A 12,451-nucleotide genomic window follows, 5' to 3' on the forward strand; every position below is an offset into this window, starting at 1 on the left:
TTACCTAGAGATAAGTTAATAATTGCTTAAAAATTAACCAAACTGTCATGACAAAAAATAATGGTTTTACAAATTTGCTTCCCTTTGTTACAGCCACCTTTGTTCCCACTATGGCACCGACAATCCCTGAAGCAGCCATGATGAGTCCATATAGATAATTAACGTAACCAAATTTAATAAAAATAATAAGTGCAACCACATTACTTGTGGTATTGAGAATCTTAGAATTAGCTTGAGCACTCACGAAATTTATTCCTGTGGACAAAAATACAAACAAGAGAAATGATCCAGTCCCCGGGCCAAAGAACCCATCATAAAAACCAATGATGGTAGACAAGGCAATTAAATAGGTAACTAATCCTTTCGTTAATGGCTTCGGATTTTCATGTTTTCCGAAGTCCTTTTTTAAGAATGTGTAGATGAGAATTAAGATTAATAAGACAATAATAATTGGTTTCAGCCATTCACTTGGTAAAATTTTTACAGTAAACACACCTAAACCTGCTCCTAAAATAACAAAAGGGATTATTTTTTTCATGAGCTGGGTGTTTACTTTTCCAGATCGAATGTAGGCCAATGAACTGCTTATGGATGCGATCGCTCCTTGCAATTTATTCGTCCCTAGCACCATATGCGGCGATAATCCTACTGATAGCAGAGCAGGTACAGAAATTAATCCACCACCGCCTGCAACAGAATCAACAAAAGCCGTGATAAACCCCATTACTAACAAAAATATAATATGTTCCACGATGTTGACCTCTTTGTTTTATGTATTTTTGCTTAAAAAACAGAGGAGGACCAATAGAATACCCTGTCCCCCTCTATCTTTTATCAAATAAAGTCAATTAAAACATCATCTAAAGGTAATCTTGTTGTCTGAAAAGCAGATTGTGCAGCTTTACCGACAGCAATAAGAACTACTGGGAAAAAGCGTTCCGAAACATTAAATTTTTCTACAAATTGTTCTTTGTTAAAGCCACCCATTGGTACAGTGTCATAGCCACGATCCTTTGCAATTAACATCAATTGCATGGACACAAGACCGGCATCAAAAGAAGCAATATTTTTTCTGACTTCATCCGAAGCGAACGGATAAGTTTTGTTTGTGCCTTCAATAAGGCGGTTCATGTTCGCTTCATCCATAAATCCCGCTTCAAATGCTCCCCTGTAGACTTTTTCTACATTTTTATACATTTCTTTATCGCCCAAGACAGCAATAACGGCAGAAGCTGTTTCTACCTGCTCTTGATTGTTCGCTATTGCTCTTAGTTCTCTTTTTGTATCCTCATCTTGGATAACGATAAAGCGCCATGGCTGAAGATTACTTGATGATGGTGCGAGAGTAGCCTCTGAAAGCATGCTTTTTAGTTCTTCTTGAGAAATTTCAAAAGCTGGATCATATTTTCGAACTGAATGACGTTCTTTAATAACTTCAGATAAGGTTTTCGTTAATGTTGCTTGCATTTGTTTTCCTCCTTTATTCTAGCAAAATACTAATGATAAGGACAAATGCAATCTTACTATCTCAAAATAATTTCGTCAATCAAAATAAATTGGATATAATTCGTACTTCGATCAAAGCTAGCTAAGTCTTTTGAACTTTACATAATTTTGTTATTGTAGACTTAAGTAAACTTCTATCTATGAAGGTTAGAGGTAGTTTTGTTCCTCTTGTTCCAATTCCAGCAATTTTCTCTTCATTTCTAAGCCGCCGCGATAACCAGTAAGCGCCCCGTTCTTTCCAATAACACGGTGACATGGAACCGTTATTAATAATGGATTGTCTCCTATGGCTGCCCCCACTGCCCTTACAGCTTTGGGATTATTGATTCTGTTGGCAATGTCCATATAAACCTTTGTCTGTCCGAACGGAATTTCACAAAGTGCATCCCAGACAGCAAGCTGAAACGGTGTTCCATGATAATCTAAAGGAAGCGTAAACTTCCTTCGCTGTCCCTCAAAATATTGGATAAGTTCATCAGCATAGGACTCAAGTTTGTGGTCATCTTCAATCAAGGGACATCCATGAAATTTCTTTTGAGCCCAAAGAGATAACCCTTCAAACCCTCCATTCTCCGAGCCAACAAAACAAAGCCCTTTCGTAGTAGCTGCTAAATATAATTGCCAGCCTTTGCTGTGGAGTATTGTCCAATAAATGGAAGGGGTATCAAATATCTTTTTCATTTCTGACCTCCAAACCCAATTGTTTTACCCATCAACAAATAATAGAGTTTATAAAATGATATTCGCAAAAATATATAACAAAACAATACTAACCAAAATGCATATATTCGAAATTGTGCCTATTAATATAGTCGTTTTATATTTAAATTCATGTGCGTACGGAATAACAGCCAAACCGATTGGGAGAATAAAGCCCATCAAAAGGGTGGTCCGAAACATTTGATTAAATGGGAGGAGCGTTTCTCCGTCTTTTTCTTTTATTAGGTTCATTTTTTTAAAAAGATAACCGATCCCAATGATGGCGATAATGAATAAAAATTCCATATTCACCTTGAATTCCCTCTTTCTCTGAAGCGATCATGCAGCATGTACAGGATAATTCAGGTAAAATAATATTAAAAGTATCCTTCCAATTATATAAAAAAGACATGGGTTTAACCCAAGTCCTAAAAGTCGAAATCTTTTTCTTATTATCCATTTTAACGTATATTCATCATAGATTGGAAGTAAGTTTATGAAAGTGAACAAATTATTCTCACGAAGAGCTTTTTAAATAGCTTATGTTCATCCACTATTACTAAATTGACTGTTTACCTATTATTTTTCATCCATTCGATTAGTTCGGAAATGGCATCCTCAAAATCGACTGCTGCCATTCCGTCCTCTGGAATCTGGCCCATACAGTCATCAAATTCATCGATTCTGGCAATGAAATCTTCCATACTCTCATCAGAATTTTGTTTTTTTGATTGGTATTTTTTTGCCTTATTCATTAGTTCAATAAATGCATCATCATCTCCGACTTCATCAATTAAACTCCAAACTTCTTGGAGCACTGTCTCTAATTTTTGCACCGAAGAATGAAGTTTTTCTAACTTTTGGATAGTATTTTCCAATCCTACACTTCCTTTCATTTTAAAGATCAACTTAAAACTTCTTATTTATTATCGGAGGCAGAAGTAAAAATTAAACAATTTAAGAGGATGGTTCAGAAATCATTATGGAAAGAATAAAATTTAATGAACAAATAAGAAAAGAGCGATGAATATGAACCTAATGACATTTAAAGCATTTGCTATTACTCGTGAAATTGATCTAAACAAAATCGCTATAAGATGCGGGATACCAAAGAAGTTCACCTGGGAAGAACCATTAGCGATAAAAGGAACTATTCTTCAATCCATACTAAATAAAGAGATAGACAAATTACAAATGGTGCTCGTTTTTTCTTTTGGCAGTGTTGTATTTATTAATTACTCCCATTCAGATGAAATAAAGATCTTTTTAAATTATCTCCGAACATTTGAATCTGATATCGATTTAAAAAATATAGATCGATATACAGATGATTATAACCTTCATATTGATGAAGCGGACAAAATTGAATTAACAGACGAATATGTAGTCGTACCTGAATATGAGGAATTTTATCCGGAATTGATTTCCACAGTGCTGGCAAAATCTGTTGCTCTTGAAAAAACAGAGGAACAGCTTGGACAAATCCACGATCGGCTCGAAACCATGATTGATCGGCTGGAAAAGGGAAAGCTCAGAATTGGAAATAAGGAACTGGCAAGAACTACCGCAAAAATCCTTCGGCATGAATATAACACACTGGCCTATATCATGATATTGGACAAACCTGATATTACCTGGGCAAGCAGTGATGCAAATGAATTTTACGACAAAATGATGGAATTTTTCGAGTTAAATGACCGCTATAAAATCTTGAAAAGTAAAACAGAGATTTTATACAACATTATGGATGGTTTCTCCACCATCAGTCATTCGATCCGAGGTCTTTTTGTTGAATGGATCGTTGTTGTCCTTATCGTCATCGAAATTGCCTTGACCGTTTTTCAAATTGCCGGGTGGCTTCCATAGGCACCACTTAAAAAGCCGAAGATCAATGTCAAGTTAAACCAAGACTAAAAAAGGCGGGCCATCAGAATTCTCGCCTTTTTTCACATGAATGGGGATTAGCTGTTGCCTTTAATTAGTTAACATAATAATATTATTATCAGAATAGTATAAATTGACTACCGATAGACTTTTTCCTAAATAGCTTTTTCGATGCATTTATATAAACCGTGATGACCAGCTAACCATAGCTAGTATTAGTCTTTTTTAAATATGTCTAGCTGCTGAGGAATTATCCCTAAAATTAAAAACCTTGTAAAATGAAAAACAGCTATTTGAGGAAAATAATATCTTCAAACAGCTGTTTTTTTAGATTATTCTTTTACATATTCCTTTTGAACATCCTCTTTTGTACTAGAAACCTTTGTTTTTGCAAAGGTAATGACTGGATTCCAGCTTCCAGATGAGGTTGAACACTCTTTTTTTCGAGTGTCCTACCTACAGGTACCATATTACTTTAGGGTGGTGCAGGTGGTACATCAGTACCTACCAAAAACAGTGTTTGGGGAGTGCCTGACGGTGCTTGCCATTCAGAGCGTCACTCATCTAATTTTAGACGAAAAAACCTGAGTGGCTAACCCAAGCCCCCACTGAAACATTTCATCTCAGTGGGGGTACGTCGACATTGCTTTGTTTGATTCTACTTTTTTGCTTCTGTACAACTGGCCGTCAAAAGAACTGTACCTTTCTTGTACAAGTAAATAGCCGATTGCCGCAATAATACTTGGTACGGCAAATGTTGCAAAGGCAAGGTTTGGCCTGATCCCTGTTGCAAGAATTAAGGCAATAACGGTTGGAGCAAGGATCGAGCCCACACGCCCAATTGCCTGTGTGTAGCCCATTCCAGTTGTTCGAATATCGCGCGGATAAAATTCGGTAATGTAGGGATTCGCTAAATTCATCGCACCAACCGTGCAAGCTCCACCTATACCAATTAAGATATAAAGGGCTACCATATTATGTGTTAAACTTAGGGCAACAAAGGTCAATGCGCCAATGAAAAACATGGTAACAAGCACTTTACGGTAGCCTACCTTTTCAGCAAAATAACCCCCGCCCATCGATCCAATGATCTGTCCGAAACAAAGAACCAAATTAAAAGATAAACTCGAACTGATACTAAATCCTGTTTCTTGCATCATTTTTGGAAGCCATGTACTTAATCCATATACCAGCATTAACGTGCAGAATACAGCAATCCAAAAGCAGATGGTGCTAAATGTCCTTTTATTTTTAAATAGCTTTGCGACAGGTGTTTTTTTAACGCCAATATCAAATAGCTTATACTGAAACATATCTTTTTCAGTATAATTCCCATTCGGATCTACTTTATTGAGGATTTCGACAATCTTCTTTTTATTTTTCCTCTCCATATAATAAGAAAGAGATTCAGGAAACATTTTAAAAAAGATTGGGAGTCCCAATAATGGAATTGCAGCAATAAAATACAAAATACGCCAATCTTCATTTGAAGAAATAAGATACATACCCATTAAGGAGGCTAGAATTCCTCCTATTGAATAACCACAATACATCAATGCTACAATAATCGGCCGATTTTTAATGGGAGAATACTCTGTCATCATTGAAATAAGATTCGGCAGTAATGCACCCATGCCAATTGCAGATACGAAACGTAACATGGCAAAGATTTTTACATCAGGAGAAAATCCTGCTGCTAAGCTAAAGAGGCTGAAGAGAACCATTGAGATGACCATTATATTTTTTCTGCCATAACGATCAGCAATTGGTGCCAAGAATAGGGCCCCCAACATCATCCCGAACAAAGTAAAACTGCCAACTGCCCCAGACTGAAGCGACGTAAAATGCAAATCTTTCATCATCCAAGGCAAACCTACACCGTACAATGCAATATCATACCCCTCAAAAGCAATGGCAAAAAAACACCAAATAAAAACTCCAAGATGAAAGCGATTAAATTTACTCTTATGAACCACGTCTGGAGCCACTATACTGCGCATCCTTATCCCCCAATTTATTTTTTTATTTGATTAAAATTAGTTTTTATATTATTCTGAATATTTGACTTTTATTTTATAGAATAAATGACATATTGTCCAGTATATTAGTCTATTATTTCGCTATATGAAACATAGAGAATGATTTTCCCCCAATTCTCATAATTATTATTAGAATTTATCCTCACTATGATCATGGCCTATTTTCCCAAAAAGCAATTTGCTGCTACCCAACGCCATTAAGGAGGAAAACGATTGAGCAAGTTGACAAAGCAAGAAAAAAGCTGGGTTTTTTATGACTGGGCGAACTCTGTTTATTCGATTCTCGTCACAACTGCGATCTTTCCATTGTATTTCAAAGCAGCAGCGAAAGAAGCGGGGCTTGCTGCTGCTACTTCAACAGCCTATTGGGGCTATGCTAATTCACTTGCAACACTGCTTGTCTCCATTTGTGCACCGATTTTAGGAACCATTGGCGATTATAAAGGTTTTAAAAAACGATTTTTCACTTTTTTCTTTGGTCTTGGAATCGTGTTTACCCTTCTCCTTGTTGTGATTCCCGCTAACCAATGGCTTTTTCTATTAATCTGTTATATGTTGACTGTCATCGGTTTTGCAGGTGCTAATATTTTCTATGATGCTTTTTTGGTCGATGTTACTACCGAAGAGCGGATGAACCGGATCTCATCAAGAGGATTTGCCATGGGATATATCGGCAGTACCATCCCTTTTATTATTAGTATCGCACTCATTATTTTTTCACAAAAAAACGTAATCCCCTTATCTGTTACAACTGCAAGTCAAGCAGCCTTTGCGATTACTGCTTTGTGGTGGGGCTTGTTTACCATCCCGATGCTTAAAAATGTGCAGCAAAACTATTATATTGAGAGAACTCCAAAGCCGATTTCCAGTTCCTTTAAACGAATGCTAGAAACGATTAAAAATATTAAATCCTACCGCCCATTATTTCTATTTTTAGTAGCTTACTTCTTTTATATTGACGGGGTTGATACTGTCATCACGATGTCAACTGCCTATGGTTCAGATTTAGGGATCAGCTCACAAAATCTGCTTATCATTCTGTTTGCCACCCAGGTTGTCGCTGCCCCATTTGCCATGCTTTACGGCAAATTAGCAGAGAAATTCAAAAGCAAAACGATGCTGCTCGTTGGTATTTTCGTTTATATTGTCATTTGCACGTATGCTTATTTCTTAAAAACCACCCTAGATTTTTGGATCTTGGCCATGCTTGTTGCTTCCTCACAGGGGGGAATTCAGGCACTTAGCAGGGCCTATTTTGCCCGTCTTGTTCCTAAAGAAAATGCCAATGAGTTCTTTGGCTTCTATAATATCTTTTACAAATTTGCTGCGATCTTGGGTCCTTTTTTGGTTGGAGTCACAGCACAATCTACAGGGAATACCAACAGTGGCGTATTCAGTCTCATCTTTTTATTTATTATTGGCGGAGTCATTCTCCTCCGGGTACCCGAAACAAGCAAAGTTTCAGCTTAACATTCAAATCCAAATTTAACTTCTCACGACCAACTGATTCCCATCGCAAAAAAAAGGCTTGGATTTTCCAAGCCTTTTAACCATGATTATGCTTTCCTTTATTTGGTTTCATTTTTGGTCCTTCTTGTTTAAACTTTGGTCCTTGGTCATTAAATTTTGGTCCATCCTGTTGTTGTTGATCTCCATTATTATTCCCACCATTATCAAATGGGTTATCATTTTGAACTGGTGGAACATATTTATCTTTTGATCCCTTAATGTATAGTTCATTATTAAAATTGTATACGTCACTTGGCTGCTGAAAACTGCTTTGGTCTGTAGCTAATGATAGCATCATAGCTCTAAACATTTGCTGCGAGATTTTAGTCGTATCACCCAACAGATAGTTGCCTGTACCGTTTTTAGGATATCCAGTCCAAACAGCCATTGTGTACTGCGGTGTATATCCAGCGAACCAACTATCATTTGTTGCATTTGATGGATATCCAAACTGTGCGCTTGTTTTGGCATCAAAATTTGTTGTGCCTGTCTTTCCTGCAACATCCAATCCAGGTACATTGGCTGCCGTCCCCGTACCCGAATTAACAACAGTCCTCAACATGTCTGTTACCATATAAGCCGTGTAGTCATGCATGACACGCGTTGATTTTGGTGTAAAATCAATGACCGTTCCATCGGGTAAGTCAACTTTCTGAACAAAATGCGGCTTATTGTAAACCCCTTTATTTCCAAAGGCACTATAGGCCCCTGCCATCTCCAATGGGTTTACGGTATTACTTCCAATCGCAGTTGATTCATAAACCTTATTGTTATCAAAAGTAATCCCAAGATTTTGGGCAAAGGTTTGTGCCTTTCCAATCCCTACTTCCCGCAAAGTCAGTAATGCAGGAATATTGTATGAATACTGAAGTGCCGTTCTAATCGACAACATTCCATGATATTGATGATCCCAGTTTGAAATTGACTGACCATTTGAGTACATCGTCTCCTGGTCATTAATTTGGTGCGCTGTAGACCATTTTAAATTTTCAATCGCTGGGCCATAATCGAAAATTGGCTTAAATGAAGAACCCGGCTGACGCTTAATATCAATCGCAAAGTTGTTCCCTTTGAAGGAAGCTTGATAATTGTTGCGGCCGCTTCCGATTGCTCGAACTTCCCCAGTTTTTGTATCTAAAAAGACGAAAGCGCCTTGAAATTGGTCATTTGGATAAGAAATGATTGCATTGGTGTTCATTATTTTGTCAGCATAATCTTGTGCCTTTGGATCTAAAGTTGTATAAATAGAAAGTCCATCTGTGCTGATATCAACATTTTTCAGCTTTCCTTCCACTTCTTTTACAGCAGCATCCAAAAATCCTTCATACGGCATACCTTGATTCGCTTTAGTAACAAGTCCTTCCGTTACAGGAACTTTCATGGCATCCTGCATTTGTTTCTTCGAGATGTAACCTTGCTTATACATAGAATTCAGAACAACGTTGCGGCGATTCGTTGCAGCTTTTTGGTTCTCTGGTTTGGACGGATCATAATTACTTGGACTCTGCGGGAGTCCTGCCAACATTGCAGCCTCAGGAAGTGTTAATTTATTTAAACTATTGGCATCGATTCCGTAATAGATGTTCGCTGCAGCGGCAACCCCATACGCTCCATCACCAAGGTAGATTTTATTTAAATACATCATTAAGATTTGATGTTTCGAATATTTTTGCTCCAGCTGATAGGCCAAGCTCCATTCCTGTACTTTTCGTTTTATTGTTTTCTGAGGAGTCAAAAACGAGTTTTTTATGACCTGCTGTGTTATGGTACTCCCGCCTTGAGCTCCAAAATGACCAGTCAGGTTCTCGAAGATTGCCCTGGCCGTTCCTTTAAAATCGATCCCATTGTGTTCATAAAAATGAGCATCCTCGGTGGAAATGAATGCATGTTCTAACATTTTGGGAACTTGGGCATACGTAATCTTTGTTCTCTTTTCTTTGCCATATTCGTAAAGAAAATTCCCGTTTTTATCGTAAAACTTTGTTGATAATGGAACTTCCAGTTTTGATGGATCCAATTTAGGCGCATCTTTAATCATTGTAGCGAACGTGGCTCCACCTATTCCAACAGATACGACACAAAGGACAACAAAGAAAATGATCACTTTTTTTAACAAAGAGCCTTTTTGGGGTGAACTATTCCTTTTTTGCTGGTTTTGTCTTGTTTTTTCGGCTTGTTTTCGTTCCTGACGATAATGATACGATTCTTCTGGCATTTATTTACCTCTCCCATATGTGAGTTACTCAAAGTTGTTAAAATAAAATTCTATTCATTTACCTGTATGACTATTAGTTATATTGATATTTTGACAGGGGCTGTTCATCCATCACTCGGATATAACGGATGGAAGAAGAATCAATCCAATAAACCCCCTGTTCGCCCTTCGCAAAATAATACGATTGGTTTGCAACTTTATCTAATATTTCTTGGACGACCTCTTCCTTCTTAACATCCATTTCTTTGATGATTTTCTCTCGTCTAATTTCATTCTCCAAAGTATAGCAAACTACAAATTCCTTCAAACTATTTCTCCCCTATTCTCTTTCTATAGATCAATTTGTTTAATGAACGACATTTAGGACATTCATTCATAATATAAATCTTCAATATATACAAAATAAAAAAGATGGAATCAGTATTCTACCTTAAGATTAGTCCTGAACCCATTAATACTATTACGATAGAAATATTATTTTTTAGGGGGTACTAAAATTTTTCTTTTTAAAAAAACTTTTGAAAAAAAAAAACGAACCCCAACATCGGTTCGCCACATGTTCATCTTATCTTGTACCACCATATCCAATGATCTTTACTCATCCCCATAGACCTTTATTTGTATACTAAGCCCTAGTTTAATTGCATAAATTTTAATTGTACCAATCGTACTTAAAAATCATTAAAGGAGGGGAGTTTATGTTTAACTTTTTTTCTTTTAAACAGAAACATAAAAAAAAAGATAAGATAAATTCCCAGATTGTAACAAGATTAGATCGGATTATTGAGTTATTAGAACAGAATCAAAAAGAAAATTCTTTGAAAAATATTCAACTTGATCAAGTACATATTGATTATTTAGAGAATATTATCTTTCGGCTAGATCATATTGACATTGAAGAACTAAGTGGAAAACTGGTAATTGGAAATAACATAAGCACGACTGATGACTTAAAGGAATCGTTGATCTTTAAGGTTGACAAGGAAAACGCGAAAAAAGATGCGATGTCAGAATCTTCTTTATCTACTCATGAACACATGGAAAAAACCTCAAAAGGCTTTCGTTTCCGCAACGACATTTAATTTCACAAATACCAAATTCATGCTTCCTTTGTTATATTCGCTATTTTAATATCTTGATCATTCATAATTCCATCCGCAACATCTTGGTCGCAATTTATATTCACATTATTTATAAGCTTATTTTTGTCTCCAAATAAATTTCCTTGAGTATAATTAGCTTTGTCGTTTGAATCCAGCCCGTTGATATGACCTTTTCCAAGAAAAAATGTACTACTGTGTGCCATCGCATTAACATTTATACTTTCAAGCGTGAGATTGGTTGTGTCGTCAGCAGGTTGTTCAAAAGATATGTTTATATCACGGTCGTCAATTGGCGTATCGATGAAGTCAGGGTCGTTTAAAATGGAGATATTATGATATAGTAAGTTCGATTGTCCGCTTATATTTCCGATCACACTGTTTTCTTTTCCATGTGTACTCCAGCCAATTGCAATGTTCCGCTCTCCAATAAAAATGCCCGATTGCCTCGACATCGTATGCACATTTATATCACCAGTAAAATGAAAATTTGAAGTTTTTGCCATCAATGATTCACCACGTTTGGTTTATATTCTTGAATTAACTTATGTAAATGGATTAGGGTTTGTGCTGTTTGCTTAAAATGACCTGTGTCATTCGCCCAATCATTGAATATAGTAGAAAAAGAGAACATTCATCACCAAAGGGGAATTTGGCGAAATGATCGATTTATCATTAGGAAACATATCGATAACAAACATCGGAGATTCATCAGGCTTTTTTATTGGTAAAAAAAATACGCATAAAGCTTTCCGATCGAAACGGATCATTAACGAGGTTGTTGGTGAATTATCGAGTAACGAAAATGTGATCATACACAATAATTGGGTAAAAAACAAACATAAAGGGAAGGATGAATAGCTTATGGCTTCCCCTATTTTATCTCCCACGTTTCATATTGGAACGATAAAAATCGGCAATATTGAGGGTGCTTCTTGTTTTAGTATCGGTAACAACTTTATCGAAGATTTTAAAAATAGTAAAAAACACAATCAAGGGTTAGGAAATATCCATGGTGATCGAAATAACCTCGCCCATTCAAGCGCCTCTCTTACCAATCATGAGCAAGACTCATCAGCAGAATCGGAGCAAAAATCGAAAGAAAAATTTCATAGCCACACAAAAAAACAATAAACCCTTCATCGTTCAGAGGGTTTATTGTTTTTTTATTGTTATGGTTTTATCACCTTTAAACATTTCCAGCCACATTTGGTTTAATATCTTGGTCAAAGATCACGCCATCGAACATTTCAAAGCTATCTGCTATATTATTTAAATTCCCTGTAACCGCATTTGCAAAACCATACATCCCACCAAGATTTAAGTTATATTTCCTGTTAGCATCCATCCCATTGATAATCGATTCACCCACGAGAAAGGCAGAACTGGGCTGCAGAGAATTTACATTTAATACACCTAAATTCAGGACTAAGGGCACGTTTGTTCCCTCCCATTTATTTCTTTCTTGTAACCTATTTTATGCTTTGTTACCTGCCTTG

Annotated in this window: 15 protein-coding genes; 5 read left to right on the plus strand and 10 right to left on the minus strand. The window is 36.5% G+C overall.

Annotation, left to right across the window (positions count from 1 at the left end):
• Positions 1–4: 4 nt before the first annotated feature.
• The 5 genes from RCG17_RS02550 to RCG17_RS02570 form a co-directional block, all read right to left on the minus strand.
• The gene (locus RCG17_RS02550) at positions 5–751 is read right to left on the minus strand and encodes a TSUP family transporter (protein ID WP_308173711.1); all 747 of its coding nucleotides are present in this window, start codon (positions 749–751) and stop codon (positions 5–7) included.
• A gap of 83 nt (positions 752–834) precedes the next feature.
• The gene (locus RCG17_RS02555) at positions 835–1,467 is read right to left on the minus strand and encodes a nitroreductase family protein (RefSeq protein WP_308173712.1); all 633 of its coding nucleotides are present in this window, start codon (positions 1,465–1,467) and stop codon (positions 835–837) included.
• A gap of 186 nt (positions 1,468–1,653) precedes the next feature.
• On the minus strand, positions 1,654–2,187 hold the full coding sequence (locus tag RCG17_RS02560; protein WP_308173713.1) for a methylated-DNA--[protein]-cysteine S-methyltransferase: 534 nt from the start codon (positions 2,185–2,187) through the stop codon (positions 1,654–1,656).
• Between the two features lie 48 nt (positions 2,188–2,235).
• Positions 2,236–2,517 carry a hypothetical protein gene (locus RCG17_RS02565; RefSeq protein ID WP_308173714.1) on the minus strand — a complete coding sequence of 94 codons (282 nt, stop codon included), beginning with the start codon at positions 2,515–2,517 and terminating at the stop codon, positions 2,236–2,238.
• Between the two features lie 260 nt (positions 2,518–2,777).
• Entirely contained in the window at positions 2,778–3,083 is a 306-nt protein-coding gene (locus RCG17_RS02570) for a hypothetical protein (RefSeq protein WP_308173715.1), read from the minus strand.
• Positions 3,084–3,234: 151 nt separating this feature from the next.
• Between RCG17_RS02570 and RCG17_RS02575 the strand changes: the two genes are divergently transcribed.
• The gene (locus RCG17_RS02575; protein ID WP_308173716.1) at positions 3,235–4,071 is read left to right on the plus strand and encodes an RMD1 family protein; all 837 of its coding nucleotides are present in this window, start codon (positions 3,235–3,237) and stop codon (positions 4,069–4,071) included.
• Between the two features lie 641 nt (positions 4,072–4,712).
• Here RCG17_RS02575 and RCG17_RS02580 read toward each other — a convergent pair.
• On the minus strand, positions 4,713–6,089 hold the full coding sequence (locus RCG17_RS02580) for an MFS transporter (protein ID WP_308173717.1): 1,377 nt from the start codon (positions 6,087–6,089) through the stop codon (positions 4,713–4,715).
• Between the two features lie 252 nt (positions 6,090–6,341).
• Here RCG17_RS02580 and RCG17_RS02585 point away from each other — a divergent pair, with 252 nt between their 5' ends.
• Positions 6,342–7,598, plus strand: coding sequence for an MFS transporter (locus tag RCG17_RS02585; protein WP_308173718.1), 1,257 nt, complete (start codon positions 6,342–6,344; stop codon positions 7,596–7,598).
• Between the two features lie 76 nt (positions 7,599–7,674).
• Here the strand turns inward: RCG17_RS02585 and RCG17_RS02590 are convergent, their stop codons facing one another.
• Together RCG17_RS02590 and RCG17_RS02595 are read right to left on the minus strand one after the other, a co-directional pair.
• Positions 7,675–9,852, minus strand: a complete 2,178-nt coding sequence (locus RCG17_RS02590; RefSeq protein WP_308173719.1) for a transglycosylase domain-containing protein — start codon at positions 9,850–9,852, stop codon at positions 7,675–7,677.
• A 73-nt stretch (positions 9,853–9,925) separates the two neighbouring features.
• On the minus strand, positions 9,926–10,159 hold the full coding sequence (locus RCG17_RS02595) for a hypothetical protein (RefSeq protein WP_308173720.1): 234 nt from the start codon (positions 10,157–10,159) through the stop codon (positions 9,926–9,928).
• Between the two features lie 391 nt (positions 10,160–10,550).
• Between RCG17_RS02595 and RCG17_RS02600 the strand changes: the two genes are divergently transcribed.
• Positions 10,551–10,934 (plus strand): hypothetical protein, encoded by a 384-nt coding sequence (locus RCG17_RS02600; RefSeq protein ID WP_308173721.1) that lies wholly within the window; start codon positions 10,551–10,553, stop codon positions 10,932–10,934.
• 17 nt (positions 10,935–10,951) lie between these two features.
• On the opposite strand, the gene RCG17_RS02605 is transcribed toward RCG17_RS02600, so the two are convergent.
• A complete protein-coding gene (locus RCG17_RS02605; RefSeq protein WP_308173722.1) occupies positions 10,952–11,458 on the minus strand; it encodes a hypothetical protein in 507 nt (168 codons plus the stop codon).
• 154 nt (positions 11,459–11,612) lie between these two features.
• On the opposite strand from RCG17_RS02605, the gene RCG17_RS02610 reads away from it, so the two are divergent.
• Positions 11,613–11,813, plus strand: a complete 201-nt coding sequence (locus tag RCG17_RS02610; RefSeq protein ID WP_308173723.1) for a hypothetical protein — start codon at positions 11,613–11,615, stop codon at positions 11,811–11,813.
• A gap of 3 nt (positions 11,814–11,816) precedes the next feature.
• On the plus strand, positions 11,817–12,086 hold the full coding sequence (locus tag RCG17_RS02615) for a hypothetical protein (protein ID WP_308173724.1): 270 nt from the start codon (positions 11,817–11,819) through the stop codon (positions 12,084–12,086).
• A 55-nt stretch (positions 12,087–12,141) separates the two neighbouring features.
• Here RCG17_RS02615 and RCG17_RS02620 read toward each other — a convergent pair whose 3' ends face one another.
• Positions 12,142–12,390, minus strand: a complete 249-nt coding sequence (locus tag RCG17_RS02620) for a hypothetical protein (protein WP_308173725.1) — start codon at positions 12,388–12,390, stop codon at positions 12,142–12,144.
• Between the last annotated feature and the right edge of the window lie 61 nt (positions 12,391–12,451).

Origin of the sequence: Neobacillus sp. PS3-12 (assembly GCF_030915385.1) — a bacterium.
GTDB lineage: Bacteria > Bacillota > Bacilli > Bacillales > Cytobacillaceae > JAEVLT01.